We start from the raw sequence: 19,136 nt of genomic DNA on the forward strand, positions 1-19,136 counted from the left end.
GGGGTTTGCGAAGCTGGCCACGAGGCCGCTCTATTTCTCCCCCGCCGCTTCTCGAAGGATCTGGTCCATGTTGCGGGAGGGCTCCGAACAGCCGGCCCTGCCGACCACCTGCGCCGGCACGCCGGCCACGGTTGTGTTCGGCGGCACCGGCTTCAACACGACAGAGCCCGCCGCGATCCGCGAGCAATTGCCAACCTCGATATTGCCAAGGATCTTGGCCCCGGCACCGATGAGCACGCCACGCCGGATCTTGGGATGACGGTCGCCCTTTTCCTTGCCGGTCCCGCCGAGGGTCACGTTCTGCAGGATCGACACGTCGTCGTCGATCACGGCCGTGCTGCCGATCACCACGCCGGTGCCATGATCCATGAAGACGCCCTTTCCGATCGGCACGGCCGGATGAATATCGACCTGGAAGACCTCGGAGACGCGGCTTTGCAGATAGAGCGCGTAGTCGAGACGACCGATGCCGTAGAGCCAGTGGCCGAGGCGCTGGGCCTGGATGGCGTGGAAGCCCTTGAAATAAAGCACCGGCTCGATGAAGCGCTGGCAGGCGGGATCGCGATCGAACACGGCCACCAGATCCACCCGAAGCGCCACCGAAAGCTCGGGGTCGGCCTCGTACATTTCCGCGAAGCTCTGCCGGATCGTCTCCCCGGAAAGGGCAGGATGCGCCAGCCGCTCGGAGACGCGAAAAGCGACCGCATCCTCCAGCCGGTCCTGGCTGAGGATATTGGCGTGTATGAAGCCACGCAGCGCCGGATCGCGCAACGCCGCTTCCGCTTCGCCGCGCAACCTCGTCCAGACGGGATCGACGGCTTCCAGCGCGGAGGCGGCCGAATGTGTGGGTGTCAGGGCCATGAAGGTCTCCTCGTTGCCCCTTATATAGCGCAGGATTTCTGAACTGAGTATGTCCGGCGGGGCCGGGCACACTGCCGCGTGGCGGTCAGGCTTCCGACAGGAACTCCATAACCGCCTTCTTGGCGGTGCGGTCGCCGACCGCCTTCATGTGATCGCGGCCCTGGATATGGAAAATACGCGAATCCGGGATGAGGTCGGCGATGGGCTCCGGCGGCCCGGCGACGTCGTCCGTCGTACCGACAGCGACAAGCACGGGAACCCGGATGGCGCGGAGTTCGTCCTCGGTCATCACCTGCCGGCTGGCGAGGATGCAGGCGGCCAGCGCCTCGCGGTCGCTCCTGGTCTGCTCCGCGAACATCCGGAACATGCGGCCTTGCGGCGTCGTGACATCGTCGATGGACGGGGCGAGCAAAGCGTCGGCGATCGGCTGCGGCGCTCCCACGCCGATCAGCAGTCCCGCGCCAAGCCCGGCCAGAACGGCGCGACGAACGCGCTCGGGATGGTCCAGCGCGAGAAATGCCGTGATGCGGGCGCCCATGGAATAGCCCATCACGTCCGCCCGCTCGATACCCAGATGGTCCAGCAGGCGGCAGGCGTCGGCGGCCATCGCGGGCGTGCCGTAGGCCGCCGGGTCGTGCGGCTTGTCGCTCTGCCCGTGGCCGCGATTGTCCAGCGCGATAACGCGCCGGCCGGCGGCAAGGAGATCGCGCACCCACAACGTGTCCATCCAGTTCACGCGGTGATTGGAGGCGAAGCCGTGGATCAGCAGGATCGGCTCGCCCTCCCCCTGGTCGATGTAGGCGATCTGGAGATTGTCGGAGCGGAAGAACTGAACCATGACCTGTTCCGTCGGGTGATCGGGTGAGCGGCGGCGCACCATAGAGCGGGGTTGCGAGAAAGTCAGTCACCCGATGCGTCGGGCCTGTTCTTGCGCGTTCCGCACGGCTATTGTCCGCCGATCCGGCACCGCCGAACGTCGCAGCTGAATCAGGAGAGCCGAATGGCCGACAGGATCATTCCGCATTTTCACAACACCGCCGGCCTCGAAGCCATCAAGGTCGGCGCCAAGGAATTCATGTGCGTCGGCGCGCTGCCGCCGTTCGACCATCCGCACATCTTCATCGACATGGGCGGAGAGAACGAGGCGATCTGCTCCTATTGCTCCACCGTCTATCGCTATGACCCGACGCTCGGGCCGCGCGAGACCGTGCCGGCCGACTCGCTTTATTCCCCGGCGGACTGACCGGCCGGACATGGCGAGCATCGCCATTGCCGGCGCGGGTATTGCCGGGCTCGCGGCCGCCATCGCCCTTGCCCGCGAGGGACACCGGGTCGACCTGCACGAGCGCGCCGAGGCGCTGACGGAAGTCGGAGCCGGCATTCAGCTCTCGCCGAACGCGATGGCGATCCTCAGGAGCCTGCGGCTCGACGAGGCGGTTCTCGCCCGCGCCTTTCAGCCCGCCTGCGTGGAGATCCACGCCCGCAACGGCCGTGTGCTCAACGAGATCCCGCTCGGCGAGAGGATCCGCGAGCGGTACGGCGCGCCTTACGCGGTGCTGCATCGGGCCGATCTGCAGGCCGTGCTTCTGGAAGAGGCGCGGCAGACGCCCGGCCTCTGCCTCTCCCTGGCAAGCCCCCTCGCCTTTGTCCGGCAGGACGGGACCGAGGTCGTCTATCGCGCCGGCGAGACGGAGCGAACGGCGGATATCCTGATTGCCGCCGACGGGGTGAATTCGCGGGCGCGCGCCGATATCTTCGGACGGGGCGGACCGACGGAGACGGGTTACACCGCATGGCGGGCGGTGATCAGCCGCGACCGCATCCCCTACGGCCTGCGCACCGACGTGACCGGCCTCTGGTTCGGCGAGGCGAGCCACCTCGTCCATTATCCTGTGAAGGGTGGCTCGGAGTTGAACCTCGTGGCCATCGCCCGTTCGTCGCGCGATCCCCGCCCGCCGCTCGACGGTTTCGCCGAGCCGATCAGGGCGCTCAAGGACACCGCTCCCGCGTGGATCGCGTGGCCGCTCCGCGGCATGGATGCCTCCGAGGGATGGGTGCAGAACAGGGTGGCTCTGGCCGGCGACGCGGCGCATGCAATGGTGCCCAGCGCCGCCCAGGGAGGAGCGCAGGCGATCGAGGACGCGGCCGTTCTGACGCGCTGCCTTTCGACCCATGACAACCCGGTTGCGGCACTTGCCGCCTACGATTCGATCCGTCGCCCGCGGGCTACCCGCATCGCTGCGGAGTCGCTCCGTAATCTCCGCATCTATGGTCTGCGCGGGCCTGCCGCCTTGGCGCGCGATACGGTGATCTCCACCCTGCCGGGCCGCACGCATCTGTCGCGTCTGGACTGGCTCTACTCTCCCCAGCCGGGCTGACCCGGCCCGGCAAATCGGGTTTTTCCGGAACGTCCCCGGTCATCGTGCATTTACCAAACAGCATTGCCGACGCCCAAATTTTGGGCGCTTGGCACGCTTTGCAGCACATCACCAAGGGAGACACCGATGACTCGCAAGCTTCTGGCGAGCAGCGCTCTAGTCGCACTTTTGACCGCCGGCACCATGGGGGTCGCCAGCGCTCAGAGCACGACCACCAATGCGCCCGCCAATACGACGGGAACGGCAGCTCCTGCGCGAAATACACCCGTCCCGCTTGGCCATCCCGCCCTCGCGTCGACCCTGATGGGCGCCAGCGTCTACCCGAACGCCGATTCGAACTCGACCAAGATCGGCGACATCAATGACGTCGTCGTGGATCCGCAGGGCACCGTGAACCAGGTCGTGATCGGCGTGGGAGGCTTTCTCGGCATCGGAGAGAAGGACGTCGCCGTTCCCTTCAATCAGATCCAGGTGCTGAACAATAACGGCAGCCTCTGGATCGTCTACAACAAGAGCAAGAACGAGTTGCAGGCCGCGCCGGCCTTTGACAGGGGCTCGCTCCGTCCGCACTCGACTTCCGCGAGCAAGGCCGGCAACACCGGCGATCAGGCAGCCATGACGGCAGCTCCGGCTGCCGGGAGCACGACCGAAACCACGACGACCACGACCACCACCACGGCCGACACGGCCCCGGCGGCGGTTCCGAACTCCGCGTTCCTGACGCAGAGCAACGATCAGCTGCGCGCCAGCAAGGTGATGGGCTCCACGCTCTACGGGCCGGACAACCAGAACATCGGTTCGGTCTCCGACATCATCGTGACGCCGGCCGGCATGGCCCAGTCCGCGATCGTGGACGTCGGCGGCTTCCTCGGCGTCGGCAGCAAGAAGGTCGCGATCCCCTTCGACCAGATCCAGCTGGCGATGCCCGCGGCCGTGACCACGCCGACTCCGAACGCCGCAACCGGCAACGGCACCGCTCCGGGCGCACCCGTGGCCACGAGCCCGGCACCCGCGACGGCGGCACCGACCCCGGCTGACGGTACGACCGCGACGCCCCCGAACGGCACCCCCGCTTCGGTCAATACCAGCGGCACGGCTCCCCGTCTCACGGTCGCCATGACGCAGGACCAGCTGAAGAACGCCCCGGCTTTCGACCAGAACTCGGTCGCCGGCAACAACAACGACAACGGCGCCTCCAAGCCGCAGGCGATCAGCGCCGACAAGTTGCTGGGCACCAAGGTCTATGGCTCCGACAACCAGAATGTCGGCAGCGTCAACGACCTGATCATGGACCAGAAGGGTACGGTTCAGGCCGCCATCGTTGACGTGGGCGGTTTCCTCGGCATCGGCCAGAAGTCGGTCGCGATGCAGTTCGGTTCGCTGAACCTGCAGACCGACAACACCGGCGCGCTGCGCGTCTCCACGGCCGCGACCCAGGACCAGCTGAAGAACGCGCCGACATTCCAGGACAACACGGCCAACAAGTAACGGCTGAAGTCCCGGACCGGAGGTCCGAAGAACGAAGCCCGCCGGAATCCCCGGCGGGCTTTTCGTCGAGCGGAGCCGAGGGGCGCATCGCTCCCCAACCATGGGTGCGGAGCGCTGCCGAGGAGGGACCTATCCTCTGCGCTCTCAGGACGGAGTCCGCAGCCGATTCGCCGTTCAGGACGGCCGTCATATCGCCGACCGATGGCGGCTCGTGCGGTCGACTACGGGGGATTCGCTCCAGAGACGCGCCCGGTTCAGGGCCTTCCCGCAGGGGAAGAGCAACTGGCCCGATGCTGACGGTGGTGGTGGTCCTGGGGGTCTTCTTCCTTTCCTCGTTACACTTGCGCGCAGCCTCGGGCGCGGGCAAAAGGATGCCAACGCGGACGTGGCGAAACCGGTAGACGCAGCAGACTTCTTTGGAGTGCCCGGGGGGAAATCCCCGGAGTAGAACCGCTCAAATTCGGGGAAAGCCAAGGACCACGGTCCGGCCAATCCCGAGCCAAGCCGGGTTCGTCCCGGAAGGTGTAGAGACTAGACGGGCGGCACCTTAGGTCCGGCGAAAGCGGGATGATGGTGAAGGGATAGTCCAGACCACGAACGGCCGGAGCGATCCGGCCGGCGGCGGAAGCCGAAGTGGTACGAAAATCTGTTTCTCGTATGGGAGTGCGGGTTCGAGCCCCGCCGTCCGCACCAGTTATTTTTGAGCAGTCCCCGCGCTCGCGGCTTCGCTGCCCGTTCCCTTTGTGAGTTCCGCCGCCTCATCCAGCAGTTCGGTCACGAAAGCCGGAAGTCCCGTCACGCGCTCGCGCCGGTTTCGTTCGGCCTCCAGGATCGCCTTCACCTTGGCGTAGGAGCGGCCCAGATCGTCATTGACGATGACGTAGTCGTAGCTTTCCCACTCGCGGATCTCGTGCTTCGCGTTCTCCAGCCGCCGCTCGATCGTGCCGGACGAATCCTCCGCCCGTCGCTCCAGCCGCGCCTTCAGCTCGCCAAAGCTTGGCGGGAGGATGAAGATGCGGACGAGATCGGCGGACATCTTCTCCGCGATTTGACGTGTGCCCTGGTAGTCGATGTCGAAGAGGACGTCGCGCCCCTTGGAAAGCGCAGTCTCGACGGCTTCTCGCGGCGTGCCGTAGAAGTTGCCGTGCACCTCTGCCCATTCAAGCAGGTCCTGCCGCTCCGCCATCTGGTGGAAGTGGGCCTCGTCGATGAAGTGGTAATGGTGACCGTCGATCTCGCTGGTCCGGCGCTTCCGCGTGGTGACGGAGACAGAAAGCTCCAGATTCCCGTCATCGCGAAGGAGCTGCTGGGCCAGCGTCGACTTGCCCGCCCCGGAGGGCGAGGAGAGCACGAAAAGCAGACCGCGGCGCGTGAGTTCGACCATTCCGTCCTTCATTCTACGTTCTGTACCTGCTCGCGGAACTGATCGATCACCGCCTTGAGTTCCAGGCCGACATCCGTCAGGCGGCGGTCGAACGACTTGGAGCAGAGGGTGTTGGCTTCGCGGTTGAATTCCTGGGCGAGAAAATCGAGGCGGCGGCCGATGGCGCCGCCGCTGTCCAGCCGCTCGCGCGCGCCGGCGACATGGGCCGTCAGTCGGTCCAGCTCCTCGCGGGGGTCGGCCCGGGTTGCGGCGAGCACCGCTTCCTGGTGCAGGCGATCGGGATCCAGCGAGGAGGTTGCCTCCGTCAACTGGGCGACAGCATCCGCGATGCGCTTCTTCAGCACGGCAGGCGCTTCGCCGGCGATATTCGACGCCAGCCCGGTCAGTCTCTCAACGGTCGAGAGCTGATCCCGCAACACCGCATCGAGCCGGGCCCCCTCTTCCAGCCGCGCTGTCCTCAGCGCTGCCAGTGCGTCGTCCACGCCGTCCAGGATCGCAGAGTCACGCTCGGCAGCGTCGTCGTCTCCCGATTCGCGCGGGGAGGAATCGACGAGAATGCCCGGTAATGCGAGGAGGCCATCGGCGGTGGGCAGGGCTATTCCGAATTCCTCGACCAGCCGCTTCGCGACCACGACGGCGCGGGAGAGCGCTTCCTCGTCCACGCGAAGAGCGCGCCTGGTCTGGCCCTCCTCGGGCGTCACGGAAAGAAAGATGCTGCCGCGAACCAGGGCGTTTCGGCAGCGCTGGCGAAGGTCGCTTTCCAGCGCGTCGAGCCCCGGCCCAAGCCGCAGTCGGATCTCAAGCCCGCGAGCGTTGACGCTCTTCGCCTCGCAAGCGTAGCGCTGGCCGCCGGCTGTAAAGGTCGTGCGGGCGAACCCGGTCATGCTCTGGACGGTCATCTGCCCTTCAACCCACTGCGACTATGCTCGGCCACCACGCCAGCCCCGCCGGATCATTGAGGAGCGGGCTTGGGTATCGGCACAGTTGCCGGGTCGGCGTCCCGACCGACTGCGGGCGTTGCCTCCGGCGTCGGCTTGGCGGCGTTGCCGCCTTGCGCGTCCTGAAGCTTGCGCCAGCGAGCGACGTTCTTGTTGTGCTCGTCCAGGCTGGAGGCGAACACGTGTCCACCTGTCCCGTCGGCCACGAAGTAAAGCTCGTCCGTGCGCGACGGATTGGCGACCGCCTCGATCGCAGCCCGGCCGGGATTGGCGATCGGCGTCGGCGGCAGCCCCTGGATCACATAGGTGTTGTAGGGCGTGGCCTTGGTGATGTCGGACCGCGTCAGGGCGTAGTCCGTCGGCTTACCCTTGCCGCCGAACAGGCCGTAGATGATCGTCGGATCGGACTGCAGCCGCATCTTCTTCTGCAGCCGGTTGATGAACACGGCCGCCACGCGGGGCCGTTCGTCGGCCTTGCCCGTTTCCTTTTCCACGATGGAGGCGAGCGTCACCAGCTGGTCGCGCGAGATCGGCAGGTCCTGCGACTTGCGTTCCCAGATATCGCTGACGGCCCGCTGCTCGGCCCGCTCCATCTCGTCGATGATCTGCTGGCGCGGCGTGCCGATGGTGAACTTGTAGGTTTCCGGCAGGAGCGTGCCTTCGGCAGGGACCCCCTGGATATCGCCGCTCAGCGTATCGTCGGCCTTGAGCCGATCGACGATCTGCTGGCTGGTCAGCCCTTCGGGGAATGTGATCGAATGCAGGATCGAGCGGCCGCTCACCAGCGCGTCCAGCACGTCGCGCATGCTCATGCCGGGCTTGAAGAGGTATTCGCCGGCCTTCAGCTTGTCCTGCGCCTTGTAGATCTTCACGCCGGTGGCGAAGAGGAAGTCGCTGGAAACGACTTGGCTCTGCTTCAGCTGCGACGCGATCCGCTGCAGGTCGGACCCGCGCGCGATCAGCACGGTCTTCGTATCGGTCAGCGGTCCGGGCGCGAGAAAGCGCTGGCGGCCAAAATAGAGCGCCGCGCCACCGCCGATCAGGACCAGCATGACGATCATGATGAAGAAGTTCATCACCACGACGAGCGGGTGATTCGCACGCCGCGAGGGCGTTGGAGGCGGTGCCGCGAGCTCCGGCTGGATCGCCTGGCGCGGGCTGCGCGGGTTGATCCGCCGCCGGCCGCCCTCTCCCCGCCGGGACGGCGCGGAGGTGCGAGGCGCGGTTTCCCCCGCCTCGCCGTTTTCGTTGTTCTCGGTGTGGGACTTCTCGTCGTCCATCGACCCGCCAGTACGCTTACAAACCGCCGGACGCGGATCCGAAGACCCTAGCCCGGATTATGGCGGAACCGGGGATCCCGATCAAACCCGCCGGAAGACCAGCGACGCATTGGTGCCGCCGAACCCGAAGGAGTTCGAGAGCGCCACGTCCACCGTCTTCGACTTGGCCTTGAGCGGCACCAGGTCGATCGCCGTCTCCACCGACGGATTCTCCAGATTGAGCGTCGGGGGAATCATGCCGTCGCGAATCGCGAGCACCGAGAAGATGGCCTCGACCGCACCGGCCGCACCGAGCAGATGCCCGATCGCCGACTTGGTGGAGGACATGGTCAAGCTGGCCGCGGAATCACCCGCCACCCGTTCCAGTGCGCGCAGCTCCAGTTCGTCGCCCATCGGCGTGGAGGTGCCGTGCGCGTTGACGTAATCCACGTCCGCCGCCGTCAGCCCGGCCCGCTTCAGCGCCGCCGTCATGCAGCGATAGGCGCCGTCGCCGTCCGGGGACGGAGCGGTGATGTGGAAGGCGTCACCGGAAAGACCGTAGCCGATCACCTCGGCATAGATCTTGGCTCCGCGCGCGACCGCATGCTCGTATTCCTCGAGCACCACGACGCCGGCCCCCTCTCCCATGACGAAGCCATCGCGATCCTTGTCGTAGGGACGGGATGCGCGGGTGGGCTCGTCATTGAAGCCGGTGGAAAGCGCGCGACAGGCCGCGAAGCCCGCCATGGAGATGCGGCTCACCGGCGATTCGGTACCGCCTGCCACCATGACTTCGGCATCGCCCAGCGCGATCAGGCGCGAGGCATCGCCGATGGCGTGCGAGCCGGTGGAACAGGCGGTCACGACCGCATGGTTCGGCCCCTTCAGCCCGTACTTGATCGAGATCTGGCCAGAAGCCAGGTTGATCAGGCGTCCCGGGATGAAGAACGGCGAGATACGCCGCGGCCCCTTTTCGTGCAGCGTGATGCCGGCGTCCACGATGCCCTCGATGCCGCCGATGCCGGAGCCGATCATGACTCCGGTGCGGATCTGGTCCTCGTAGTCTTCCGGCTTCCAGCCGGAATCGGCAATCGCCTCGTCTGCCGCCGCCATCGCATAGACGATGAAGTCATCGACCTTGCGCTGTTCCTTCGGCTCCATGGCAAGATCGGGATTGAACGTCCCGTTCGTGCCGTCGCCTCGCGGAACCCGGCAGGCGATCTGGCAAGGCAGATCGGAGACCTCGAATTCCGCGATCCGCGCAGCACCGCTCTCGCCGGCAAGCAGGCGGGTCCAGGTGGTAGAGACGCCGCTTCCCAGCGGCGTCACCATACCGAGGCCGGTGATGACAACCCGTCTCATGTTCGATGCGACTGGCAAATCAGGCCGTGCTCTTCTCCAGGAAGCGAACAGCGTCGCCAACTGTCAGGATGGTCTCTGCCGCATCGTCCGGAATCTCGACGCCGAACTCTTCTTCGAAGGCCATGACGAGCTCGACAGTGTCGAGGCTGTCCGCGCCCAGGTCGTCAATGAAGCTGGCGTCCTTGGTGACCTTGTCTTCCTCGACACCGAGGTGCTCGACAACGATCTTCTTAACCCGGGCCTCGATGCTGTTCTCGCTCATCGCTTTTTCCTCAAAATTGGTCTCGACCGACCACAAGCTCAACAGAAATGCCGCTGGCACCAGACAATGCTGATCCCGGATTTCTGAATGGGCAGTCGGGCGTCCCTAACACGTTTCCCTGAGAATGACTAGAATCCGCAACCCGCCGTTTCGCGCCTTTCACAAGGCTTCGGAAACGGCGGCCGCGGCCTCAGATCATCGCCATGCCGCCGTTCACGTGGAGCGTCTGCCCCGTGACGTAGGCGGCCTCGTCGCTGGCGAGATAGACCACCGCCCCGGCGATCTCCGCGCCGGTTCCCAGCCGCGCGGCCGGGATGGTCGGCAGGATCGCCGCGCGCTGCTTTTCGTTGAGCGCATCCGTCATGGCGCTCTCGATAAATCCGGGCGCCACACAGTTCACGGTGATGCCGCGCGTCGCGACTTCCTGCGCCAGCGCCTTGGACATGCCGATCATGCCGGCCTTGGAGGCGGCGTAGTTCGCCTGCCCCGCATTGCCGGTGACGCCGACGATGGACGTTATGCCCACGATACGCCCGAAGCGCTGCTTCATCATGCCTTTGAGCGCCGCGCGCGACAGCCGGAAGGCGGCTTCCAGGTTCACCCGGATGACGAGTTCCCAGTCCTCGTCCTTCATGCGCATGGCGAGGCCGTCACGGGTCAGGCCGGCATTGTTGACGAGAATGTCGAGCCCGCCCATCGCAGCCTCTGCCTGTCCGACAAGGGCGTCGACCGCCGCCGCGTCGGACAGATTCGCCGGGACGACATGCGTGCGCTCGCCGAGTTTGCCCGCGACCGCCTCCAGCGCGTCCTGCCGCGTGCCGGAAAGCGCCACCGTGGCGCCCTGCGCATGCAGCGCTTCCGCGATGGCGCTGCCGATGCCGCCGCTCGCGCCGGTAACCAGTGCGCGCCTGCCTTGAAGCGAAAACATCCTACTCTCCCGATTCCGAATGGGTCTTCAGCCGGGCCGCCACGCTGGCGGCTTCCTCCGGCGTGCCGACATTCACCGCACCGACCGAGGGCGCGATGCGCTTGACGAGGCCGCTCAGGACCTTGCCGGCGCCGATTTCAACAAGCTGGTCGACATTGTTGTCGGCCATCCACAGCACGGATTCGCGCCAGCGCACCGAACCCGTGACCTGCTCCACGAGCCGCTGCCGAATCTCCGCCGGATCCGTGATCGGACCGGCCACGACATTCGCCACGAGCGGCACCACGGGCGCGCGGATCGTCACGGACGCCAGCGCATTGGCCATGATCTCCGCCGCGGGCTCCATCAGCGCGCAATGGAAGGGCGCGCTGACGGGCAGCAGCAGGGCGCGCTTGGCGCCCCGGCTCTTGGCGATTTCCACGGCGCGCTCGATCGCGGCCTTGCTGCCGGACACGACCACCTGGCCGGCCGCATTATCGTTGGCCGCCTCGCAGACGTCGTTGCCGGCCGCTTCCGCCGCAATTTCGCGAACGACATCGATCTCCAGCCCGAGCAGCGCGGCCATGGCGCCCTCGCCCACCGGGACCGCCTTCTGCATGGCGTCCCCACGCGTGCGCAGGAGCCGAGCCGTATCGGCGATGCCTAGGCTGCCGGCAGCCGCCAGCGCGGAATATTCCCCCAGCGAATGGCCAGCCACATAGGCCGCCTGCCCGGCAACGGTGATTCCCTCCGCCTCCAGCGCGCGCAGCGCCGCCATGCTGACCGCCATCAGGGCGGGCTGGGCGTTGCGGGTGAGCGTCAGGTCGCCTTCCGGCCCCTCCCAGATCAGCGCCGAAAGCTTTTCGCCCAGCGCCTCGTCCACTTCCTCGAACACCCGCCGCGCCGCGGGAACCTGCTCGGCCAGGAGCTTGCCCATGCCGACGGCCTGGCTGCCCTGCCCGGGAAATACGAATGCGTTCGCCATCCGATTGTCACTCTGTTCCTGTTGGCGGCAGACATGACAACCGATACGGAGAAGTCAAGCCAAGGCGGCTTTTCCCCGTCGTTCCGGTTGTATTCCCGGCGACAATCCGCTATGTGCAGCGCTTCAACGGTCCGGCTGGGGGCTGAACGGAAAGCGGCATGTGCCGCAGGATCTGAGATGATCCGATTTCCCGTGTCTCCGCTCTCGAAGATGTCAAAGGCCTTTCGCGGTTCGCCGCTTACAGGCTTCGACGAGGCTCCGCGCCGACCGTGGAACACGAAAGGCAGACCATGGCACTTTACGAACATGTGTTTCTCGCCCGACAGGACGTGTCCGCTCAGCGCGTTGACGAGCTGGTCGAACAGTACAAGGGCGTGATCGAAACGGCCGGCGGCAGCGTCGGCAAGACGGAATACTGGGGCCTCAAGAGCCTTACCTTCCGCATCGCGAAGAACCGCAAGGCCCACTACACCCTGATGAACATCGTGGCCCCGCACGAGGCGGTGGACGAGATGGAGCGTCAGATGGGCATCAACGAAGACGTCATCCGCTTCCTGACGGTCCGCGTCGACGAGCTCGAGGACGAGCCTTCGGTGCAGATGCAGAAGAAGGAGCGCGACGAGCGCCGCCGCCGCGACCGTGAACGTCGCCGGGATGACGAGGAGTAGGATCGATGGTCGATATCTCGCAGCTTCCCACGCGCCGCCCCTTCCAGCGCCGCCGCAAGACGTGCCCCTTCTCCGGTGAGGGCGCGCCGAAGATCGACTACAAGGATGTGAAGCTCCTGGAGCGTTACATCTCCGAGCGCGGCAAGATCGTCCCGTCGCGCATCACGGCGGTTTCCGCCAAGAAGCAGCGCGAACTCGCCAAGGCGATCAAGCGCGCCCGCTTCCTCGGCCTCCTGCCCTACGTCATCAAGTAAGGCACGGCCTCAACGCTGGGGCGGCCCGTTCTTCGGAGCGGCCGCTCCTAACCGCATCCTGCGGGACAGCTAGGAGTCAAAGACATGCAGATTATTCTTCTGGAGCGCGTGGCCGGTCTCGGCCAGATGGGCGAGCAGGTCCGCGTCAAGAACGGGTACGCCCGTAACTTCCTCCTGCCGCGCGGCAAGGCCCTTCGCGCCAGCGAAGCCAACCGCAAGCGCTTCGAGCGCGAGCGCGTGCAGCTCGAAGCCCGCAACCTGGAGCTCCGCAAGGAAGCCGAGGGCGTCGCCGGAACGCTGGAAGGCAAGTCCTTCGTCGCGATCCGCCAGGCCGGCGAAACCGGCCAGCTCTACGGTTCGGTGTCCACCCGTGACATCGCCGAGACGCTGCACGAAGGCGGCTTCACAGTCGAGCGCAGCCAGGTTCGTCTGGCCCATCCGATCAAGACGATCGGCATCCACGATGTCCTGATCTCGCTCCATCCGGAAGTCGAGGTCCGCGTTTCGATCAACGTCGCCCGCTCTGCCGACGAGGCGGAGCGTCAGACGCGCGGTGAGGATCTCACCAGCCGCGATCGCTTCGAGGAGCCGGAGGAAGAGGAAGCCCGCGCCGAGGACGAGGCTGAGGCAACCGATGCCGAGGCCGAGACCACGGACGAAGACGCGGCCTGATCGGCCTTCCCCGAAGTATCCAGAAAGGCGCCGCTTGCGGCGCCTTTTTCTTTTTGATCGCGCTCGACCTTTTGGTGTCGCGGCGAAGGAAAGGTCGCCTTACGACCTGGCTGCGCCAATTTTGCCACGGTTTGGACGATCGGTCGCCTTGCGCTCCGAGACGGAGGAGGTCTATTCAGCCAAAAAGCGTGAGATTTCGGCCAAGGGCGTGGCATGAACAAGATTCTCGACAACATCCTCAATCGAGTCATCGTCGCGGGCACGCTGACGGTGACCTGGGCGAAAGGCGAGACGACGCGTTACGGAAGTGGCAACGGCCATTCGGCTCATCTCATCTTTCGTACCGAAGCAGCCGAGAAGGCTGTGATGAAGAACCCGGCCCTTCGCTTCGGCGAAGTCTTCATGGACGGCGGAATCGACTTCGTCGGCGGCCCGATGGGCTTCCTGCTTCTGGTCAACGAAAACTGGAATTCGATTTTCGGTTCGGCCTGGGTCCGGCGTTTTTCCAGGTTGCAGCGGAACTGGAAGAATTTCTGGGAGCGCAACAATCTCAAGCGCGCCCGCCAGAACGTCGCCCACCATTACGATCTGGACGACCGGCTGTACCGCCTCTTCCTGGATTCCGACCGGCAATATTCCTGTGCCTATTTCGAGAGGCCGGAGACGGATCTCGAGGAAGCCCAGTGGGCCAAGAAGCGCCATCTGGCCGCCAAGCTGGAGATCGAACCCGGCCAGAAGGTGCTGGACATCGGTTGCGGCTGGGGCGGGCTCGGCCTGTTCATCGCCGACCAGACCGGGGCTGACGTCACCGGCGTCACCCTTTCCACCGAGCAGCACAAGGTCGCCAACCAGCGCGCCAGCGACAAGGGGCTGTCGAGCCGGACGCGGTTCGAGTTGCGCGACTACCGGTCGCTGGAAACCAAGTTCGACCGTATCGTTTCCGTCGGCATGTTCGAACATGTCGGCACCCGGCATTACCGCGAGTTCTTCCAGCAGGTCGCCCGCCTGCTGAAGGATGACGGCGTGATGGTGCTGCATTCGATCGGGCGTTCCGACGGTCCCGGCTCGACCAATCCATGGATCCTGAAATACATCTTCCCGGGCGGCTATATCCCCGCCCTTTCCGAGGTTCTCCCGGCGATCGAGGAAGCCGGGCTGGTCGTCACCGACATCGAGATCCTGCGCCTGCATTACGCCAAGACCCTGAAGGCGTGGCGCGAACGCTTCCTGGCGCATCGGGAGGAAGCCAAGGCCGTCTATGACGAGCGCTTCTGCCGCATGTGGGAGTTCTATCTCTGCGGTTCGGAAGCGGCCTTCATCAATGGCGGCATGATGAACTTCCAGATCCAGCTGGTGAAGGATCAGAACGTGCTGCCGCTGACGCGCGACTACATGTTCGAGGCCGACCGGGCGATGGATGCCGCCCACAGGCAGATCGAATCGGGCACGCTCGAAGGATTCCGCCTCGCCGGCGAATAGCAAGCGACGGTACCGCCGGGTCACCGGCCGCTGTGATTAAGTTCAATAACGGGGTCGGCCTCTGGCCGGCTCCGTTTCCGTTTGGGCATGGGGCGCCGCCCCGCGCATAATGCCGATCAGGCAGAGCGGGAATCGTCGCCCGCCGCGCCACCTCTTTCGCCGGATCAGGATGCCATGAGCCTCGCCAAGCCGTTTCTCGTCGCCGAAGAGCCGCTACCCCGGCAGAGCCCCCACAACATCGAGGTGGAGCAGGCGCTGATCGGAGCGATTCTGATCAACAACGAAGCGTTCTACCGCGTCTCCGACTTCCTGGAACACACGCACTTCTACGATCCGCTGCATCGCCAGATCTTCGAGCGCATGTCGATGATCATCCGCATGGGCAAGGTCGCCGATCCGCGCACGATCAAAACATTCCTGAAGGAAAACGAGGCGGTCGGCGACATCACCGTCGCGGAATACCTGACGCGACTCGCCTACGAGGCGACCACGATCATCAATGCGGAGGATTACGGCCGCACGATCTACGACCTCGCGCTCCGCCGCCGGCTGATCACCATCGGCGAGGAGATGGTGAACGTCGCCTATGACGCGCCGGTCGACATGCCGCCGGGCGTGCAGATCGAGGACGCGGAAAAGCGTCTCTTCGAGCTTGCCGAAACCGGCCGCTCCGATGGCGGCTTCCAGACCTTCGGCGAGGCGCTGAAGGCGGCTATCGACATGGCCGGCAACGCCTTCAAGCGCGCCGGCCATCTTTCCGGCGTTGCCACGGGCCTCAACGACATGGACAAGCTGATGGGCGGCCTGCAGCCGTCCGACTTGATCGTGCTCGCAGGACGTCCGGCCATGGGCAAGACGTCGCTCGCCACCAATATCGCCTACAACATCGCTCAGGCCTGGAAGGGCGAACTTCAGCCGGACGGCTCGATGAAGACGGTGGACGGCGGCATCGTCGGCTTCTTCTCGCTGGAAATGTCGGCCGAGCAGCTGGCGACGCGTATCCTGGCCGAGCAGGCGAGCGTTTCCTCATCCGACATTCGCCGCGGCTCCATCCACGAGGACCAGTTCGACCGCATCGTCGAGGTGGCGCAGGAGATGCAGCGAATTCCGCTCTACATCGACCAGACCGGCGGCATCTCCATCGGTGCGCTGCGCGCCCGCGCGCGTCGCCTGAAGCGCCAGCGCGGCCTCGATTTCCTGGTCATCGACTACCTCCAGCTGATCCAGGGCTCCAGCAAGAAGTCCTCGGAAAACCGCGTCCAGGAAATCACCGAGATCACGACCAACCTGAAGGCGCTCGCCAAGGAACTGCAAGTGCCGGTGATGGCGCTTTCCCAGCTTTCCCGTCAGGTGGAATCGCGTGAAGACAAGCGGCCGCAGCTTTCCGACCTTCGCGAATCGGGCTCGATCGAGCAGGACGCCGACGTCGTGATCTTCGTGTTCCGCGAGGAATATTACCTCAAGAACAAGAAGCCGAACGAAGGCACGGAAGAGTTCTTCCAGTGGCAGGCGGACATGGAGGCGATCGCCGGCCGCGCCGAAGTAATCGTCGGCAAGCAGCGTCACGGCCCCACGGGAACGGTAAACCTGCAGTTCGACGCCGAGGTCACGCGCTTCTCCGATCTTGCCGAAGAAGACAAGTTGCCCGCGCGATACGAATAGCCGACAAGCCGCTGATGACGGAACGAACCTCCCAGCCTTCCAGCCCCCCAGCTACCGAGGCCCCAGCTTCCGAGGCCCGAGCGTCCGGGCCGCTCGCATCCGGCTTGCGCCTGACGGTCGACCTTACCGCCCTCGGGCGGAACTGGAAGAAGCTCGCGGCGATGGCGGAGGGCGCGGAATGCGCCGGCGTCGTCAAGGCGGACGCATACGGCCTCGGCATCGACCGCGTGGTGCCGGCGCTCTCCGCGGCAGGCTGTCGGACCTTCTTCGTGGCACTGCCGGAGGAAGGCGTGCGCGTGCGCGAATTCGCGCCCGACGCCGCGATCTATGTGCTTTGCGGCTTCCTGTCCGATCTTGTCGTTCATTACAGCGAGGCGAAGCTCCGCCCGGTCCTGGGCTTCCGCGACGAGGTGGAGGCCTGGGCCGGATCCATGCCGGGGGCTCCGTCCGCTCTCCATGTCGATACCGGCATGAACCGCCTTGGAGTCACGCTTGAGGAGGCCGAGGCGCTTTCCGCCGATCCACTCATCGAGCGCGCCGGAGTCGAGCTCGTGATCAGCCATCTCGCCTGCGCCGACGAGCCCGAGCATCCGCTGACGGCCCGCCAGCGCGCCCGTTTCTCCGAGATGCGCGAGCTCTTTCCGGGCAAACGCCTGTCGCTCGCCAATTCCGCCGGGGTGCATCTCGGCCCGCACTATCATTACGACCTCGTCCGCCCCGGCATCGCCGTCTATGGCGGCGCGTCTCATCCCTTCGCGGAAATGGAAACCGTGGTTACCGCGGAAGCGCGGGTGCTGCAGGTGCGTGACGTTCCGGCCGGCGAGGCGGTCGGTTACGGCGCGGTGCAGACCGTTCACCGCGACAGCCGCATCGCCGTACTCGGCGCCGGCTATGCCGACGGCTATCAACGCGCGGCATCGGCGGTCGGGCCGCGCAACGCCCGCGTCCGAATCGGCAACCACATCGCACCGCTGCTCGGGCGCGTCTCCATGGACCTGATGGCAATCGACGTCACCGACCTCCCGGAGGAGGAAGTCCGACCCGGTGTCTGGGCCGAACTCTTCGGCCCGCATGTAGCAGTCGATTCGGTCGCCGCAGCAGCCGGCACGATCGGCTACGAGTTGCTGACCGGGCTGTCGCGCCGCGCCACCCGCATCTACCGGGACGAGACGTCAGGCTGATGGCGAAGGACAAGGCCCAATTCGTCTGCACCAATTGCGGTGCCGTGACCTCGCGTTGGCAGGGTCGCTGCGATTCCTGCGGCGAGTGGAACACGATCGTCCAGGAAGCCGGCCCGAGCGCTCCCGTCGCGATCCGCACCGGACGCGGGCGGCCGGTGGAGCTCGTGGCGCTCGCGGGCGCGACCAGCACGGTGCCGCGCATACTCACCGGCATCGAGGAACTGGACCGCGTCACCGGTGGCGGCTTTGTTGCGGGCTCCGCGCTCCTGGTCGGCGGCGAGCCGGGCATCGGCAAGTCGACGATCCTGATCCAGGCGGCCGCCGCCCTCGCCCGCGCCGGCAAGAGCGTCGTCTACATCTCCGGCGAAGAAGCGGTCGACCAGATCCGCATGCGCGCCGAGCGGCTTGGGCTGCGGGATGCGCCGGTCGGGCTGGCGGCGGAAACCAAGGTGGAGGACATCCTCGCCACGCTTGAAGAGCGCAAGGTCGACCTCGTCATCATCGATTCCATCCAGACCCTCTGGACGGAGCGGGTGGAAAGCGCGCCCGGAACGGTGACGCAGGTCCGCACCTCCGCGCAGGCGCTGATCCGCTACGCCAAGACCAGCGGCGCGACCGTGGTCCTCGTCGGCCACGTCACCAAGGACGGGCAGATCGCCGGCCCGCGCGTGGTCGAGCACATGGTGGACGCCGTCCTCTACTTCGAGGGCGACAGCGGCCATCAGTTCCGCCTGCTGCGCGCCGTGAAGAACCGTTTCGGACCGGCCGCAGAGATCGGCGTCTTCGAGATGACCGGCGTCGGGTTGCAGGAAGTTCGTAACCCGTCCGGCCTGTTCGTCGGCGACCGCGAAGGGCGCAGCCCCGGCGCGGCGGTGTTTGCCGGCATCGAAGGCAGCCGGCCTTTGCTGGTGGAAATCCAGGCCCTCGTGGCCGAAACCAGCCTTGGCACCCCGCGTCGCGCCGTGGTCGGCTGGGACCAGAGCCGAATGGCGATGATCCTCGCGGTGCTGGAGGCGCGCTGCGGTCTCCGCTTCGGGCAGCACGATGTCTATCTCAACGTCGCCGGCGGCCTCCGCCTCGCCGAACCCGCCGCCGATCTCGCGGTCGCGGCCGCTCTTGTTTCCGCCCGCTGCGGCGCTCCGACGCCAAAAGACTCTGTGTATTTCGGCGAAGTCAGTCTATCAGGGGCAGTCCGCCCGGTGTCGCAGACTCCCCTGCGTCTTCGGGAAGCTGAAAAGCTCGGATTCTCTCAGGCCGTGCTGCCCGCGGGCGCCGCCGACGGGGTCCGCACCGGACTTGCGGTTCAGACCGTGACGACCCTGATCGACGTCGTCGCGGATTTCGTGTCTGCGGCCGAATCCTCGTCCGGCAGGCGTATCCGGTAAGCTTGCATGCC

At 65.9% G+C, this 19,136-nt stretch carries 19 protein-coding genes; 10 read left to right on the forward strand and 9 right to left on the reverse strand.

Going from position 1 to position 19,136, the window contains the following annotated elements; genetic code table 11:
* Positions 1-30: 30 nt before the first annotated feature.
* Both cysE and BMY25_RS05290 read right to left on the reverse strand, forming a co-directional pair.
* Entirely contained in the window at positions 31-861 is an 831-nt protein-coding gene (gene cysE / locus BMY25_RS05285) for a serine O-acetyltransferase (protein WP_092495561.1), read from the reverse strand.
* A gap of 85 nt (positions 862-946) precedes the next feature.
* On the reverse strand, positions 947-1,699 hold the full coding sequence (locus BMY25_RS05290) for an alpha/beta fold hydrolase (protein WP_092495625.1): 753 nt from the start codon (positions 1,697-1,699) through the stop codon (positions 947-949).
* 162 nt (positions 1,700-1,861) lie between these two features.
* On the opposite strand from BMY25_RS05290, the gene BMY25_RS05295 reads away from it, so the two are divergent.
* From BMY25_RS05295 to BMY25_RS05305, 3 genes are all read left to right on the forward strand, one after another.
* Positions 1,862-2,104, forward strand: coding sequence for a zinc-finger domain-containing protein (locus BMY25_RS05295; RefSeq protein WP_092495626.1), 243 nt, complete (start codon positions 1,862-1,864; stop codon positions 2,102-2,104).
* Positions 2,105-2,114: 10 nt separating this feature from the next.
* A complete protein-coding gene (locus tag BMY25_RS05300; protein ID WP_177176714.1) occupies positions 2,115-3,239 on the forward strand; it encodes an FAD-dependent monooxygenase in 1,125 nt (374 codons plus the stop codon).
* A gap of 126 nt (positions 3,240-3,365) precedes the next feature.
* Entirely contained in the window at positions 3,366-4,727 is a 1,362-nt protein-coding gene (locus BMY25_RS05305) for a PRC-barrel domain-containing protein (RefSeq protein WP_092495563.1), read from the forward strand.
* Positions 4,728-5,421: 694 nt separating this feature from the next.
* On the opposite strand, the gene gmk is transcribed toward BMY25_RS05305, so the two are convergent.
* The 7 genes from gmk to fabD form a co-directional block, all read right to left on the reverse strand.
* Positions 5,422-6,123 carry a guanylate kinase gene (gmk, locus tag BMY25_RS05310; RefSeq protein ID WP_092495564.1) on the reverse strand — a complete coding sequence of 234 codons (702 nt, stop codon included), beginning with the start codon at positions 6,121-6,123 and terminating at the stop codon, positions 5,422-5,424.
* Positions 6,120-7,010: a YicC/YloC family endoribonuclease gene (locus BMY25_RS05315; RefSeq protein ID WP_092495565.1), complete on the reverse strand. Its 891-nt coding sequence runs from the start codon at positions 7,008-7,010 to the stop codon at positions 6,120-6,122. Before BMY25_RS05315 ends, gmk begins: the two co-directional genes overlap by 4 nt.
* A 53-nt stretch (positions 7,011-7,063) precedes the next feature.
* Entirely contained in the window at positions 7,064-8,329 is a 1,266-nt protein-coding gene (gene mltG / locus BMY25_RS05320) for an endolytic transglycosylase MltG (protein WP_092495566.1), read from the reverse strand.
* Between the two features lie 81 nt (positions 8,330-8,410).
* On the reverse strand, positions 8,411-9,670 hold the full coding sequence (gene fabF, locus BMY25_RS05325; protein WP_092495567.1) for a beta-ketoacyl-ACP synthase II: 1,260 nt from the start codon (positions 9,668-9,670) through the stop codon (positions 8,411-8,413).
* Between the two features lie 19 nt (positions 9,671-9,689).
* Positions 9,690-9,932 (reverse strand): acyl carrier protein, encoded by a 243-nt coding sequence (locus BMY25_RS05330; RefSeq protein WP_092495627.1) that lies wholly within the window; start codon positions 9,930-9,932, stop codon positions 9,690-9,692.
* 190 nt (positions 9,933-10,122) lie between these two features.
* A complete protein-coding gene (fabG, locus tag BMY25_RS05335; protein ID WP_092495568.1) occupies positions 10,123-10,860 on the reverse strand; it encodes a 3-oxoacyl-[acyl-carrier-protein] reductase in 738 nt (245 codons plus the stop codon).
* A gap of 1 nt (position 10,861) precedes the next feature.
* Positions 10,862-11,824 (reverse strand): ACP S-malonyltransferase, encoded by a 963-nt coding sequence (fabD, locus tag BMY25_RS05340; RefSeq protein ID WP_092495569.1) that lies wholly within the window; start codon positions 11,822-11,824, stop codon positions 10,862-10,864.
* 290 nt (positions 11,825-12,114) lie between these two features.
* Between fabD and rpsF the strand changes: the two genes are divergently transcribed.
* The 7 genes from rpsF (at position 12,115) to radA (ending at position 19,125) form a co-directional block, all read left to right on the forward strand.
* A complete protein-coding gene (rpsF, locus tag BMY25_RS05345; protein WP_092495628.1) occupies positions 12,115-12,492 on the forward strand; it encodes a 30S ribosomal protein S6 in 378 nt (125 codons plus the stop codon).
* A 5-nt stretch (positions 12,493-12,497) separates the two neighbouring features.
* Positions 12,498-12,746, forward strand: a complete 249-nt coding sequence (gene rpsR, locus BMY25_RS05350) for a 30S ribosomal protein S18 (RefSeq protein ID WP_092495570.1) — start codon at positions 12,498-12,500, stop codon at positions 12,744-12,746.
* A gap of 84 nt (positions 12,747-12,830) precedes the next feature.
* Entirely contained in the window at positions 12,831-13,418 is a 588-nt protein-coding gene (rplI, locus tag BMY25_RS05355) for a 50S ribosomal protein L9 (protein ID WP_092495571.1), read from the forward strand.
* A 213-nt stretch (positions 13,419-13,631) separates the two neighbouring features.
* Positions 13,632-14,897: a cyclopropane fatty acid synthase gene (locus BMY25_RS05360; RefSeq protein WP_092495572.1), complete on the forward strand. Its 1,266-nt coding sequence runs from the start codon at positions 13,632-13,634 to the stop codon at positions 14,895-14,897.
* Positions 14,898-15,071: 174 nt separating this feature from the next.
* The gene (locus BMY25_RS05365) at positions 15,072-16,559 is read left to right on the forward strand and encodes a replicative DNA helicase (protein ID WP_092495629.1); all 1,488 of its coding nucleotides are present in this window, start codon (positions 15,072-15,074) and stop codon (positions 16,557-16,559) included.
* 104 nt (positions 16,560-16,663) lie between these two features.
* Complete coding sequence (alr, locus tag BMY25_RS05370; protein WP_238858165.1) at positions 16,664-17,740, forward strand: alanine racemase; 1,077 nt, start codon at positions 16,664-16,666, stop codon at positions 17,738-17,740.
* Positions 17,740-19,125: a DNA repair protein RadA gene (gene radA, locus BMY25_RS05375; RefSeq protein ID WP_092495574.1), complete on the forward strand. Its 1,386-nt coding sequence runs from the start codon at positions 17,740-17,742 to the stop codon at positions 19,123-19,125. The genes alr and radA overlap by 1 nt, the downstream gene beginning before the upstream one ends.
* Positions 19,126-19,136 lie beyond the last annotated feature (11 nt).

It is taken from the genome of Faunimonas pinastri, from assembly GCF_900110915.1.
Lineage (GTDB): Bacteria > Pseudomonadota > Alphaproteobacteria > Rhizobiales > Afifellaceae > Faunimonas > Faunimonas pinastri.

Coding starts and splice junctions, on each gene's coding strand:
- cysE (WP_092495561.1), bottom strand. CDS start 861: ATGGCCCTGACACCCACACATTCGGCCGCCTCCGCGCTGGAAGCCGTC.
- BMY25_RS05290 (WP_092495625.1), bottom strand. CDS start 1,699: ATGGTTCAGTTCTTCCGCTCCGACAATCTCCAGATCGCCTACATCGAC.
- BMY25_RS05295 (WP_092495626.1), top strand. CDS start 1,862: ATGGCCGACAGGATCATTCCGCATTTTCACAACACCGCCGGCCTCGAA.
- BMY25_RS05300 (WP_177176714.1), top strand. CDS start 2,115: ATGGCGAGCATCGCCATTGCCGGCGCGGGTATTGCCGGGCTCGCGGCC.
- BMY25_RS05305 (WP_092495563.1), top strand. CDS start 3,366: ATGACTCGCAAGCTTCTGGCGAGCAGCGCTCTAGTCGCACTTTTGACC.
- gmk (WP_092495564.1), bottom strand. CDS start 6,123: ATGAAGGACGGAATGGTCGAACTCACGCGCCGCGGTCTGCTTTTCGTG.
- BMY25_RS05315 (WP_092495565.1), bottom strand. CDS start 7,010: ATGACCGTCCAGAGCATGACCGGGTTCGCCCGCACGACCTTTACAGCC.
- mltG (WP_092495566.1), bottom strand. CDS start 8,329: ATGGACGACGAGAAGTCCCACACCGAGAACAACGAAAACGGCGAGGCG.
- fabF (WP_092495567.1), bottom strand. CDS start 9,670: ATGAGACGGGTTGTCATCACCGGCCTCGGTATGGTGACGCCGCTGGGA.
- BMY25_RS05330 (WP_092495627.1), bottom strand. CDS start 9,932: ATGAGCGAGAACAGCATCGAGGCCCGGGTTAAGAAGATCGTTGTCGAG.
- fabG (WP_092495568.1), bottom strand. CDS start 10,860: ATGTTTTCGCTTCAAGGCAGGCGCGCACTGGTTACCGGCGCGAGCGGC.
- fabD (WP_092495569.1), bottom strand. CDS start 11,824: ATGGCGAACGCATTCGTATTTCCCGGGCAGGGCAGCCAGGCCGTCGGC.
- rpsF (WP_092495628.1), top strand. CDS start 12,115: ATGGCACTTTACGAACATGTGTTTCTCGCCCGACAGGACGTGTCCGCT.
- rpsR (WP_092495570.1), top strand. CDS start 12,498: ATGGTCGATATCTCGCAGCTTCCCACGCGCCGCCCCTTCCAGCGCCGC.
- rplI (WP_092495571.1), top strand. CDS start 12,831: ATGCAGATTATTCTTCTGGAGCGCGTGGCCGGTCTCGGCCAGATGGGC.
- BMY25_RS05360 (WP_092495572.1), top strand. CDS start 13,632: ATGAACAAGATTCTCGACAACATCCTCAATCGAGTCATCGTCGCGGGC.
- BMY25_RS05365 (WP_092495629.1), top strand. CDS start 15,072: ATGAGCCTCGCCAAGCCGTTTCTCGTCGCCGAAGAGCCGCTACCCCGG.
- radA (WP_092495574.1), top strand. CDS start 17,740: ATGGCGAAGGACAAGGCCCAATTCGTCTGCACCAATTGCGGTGCCGTG.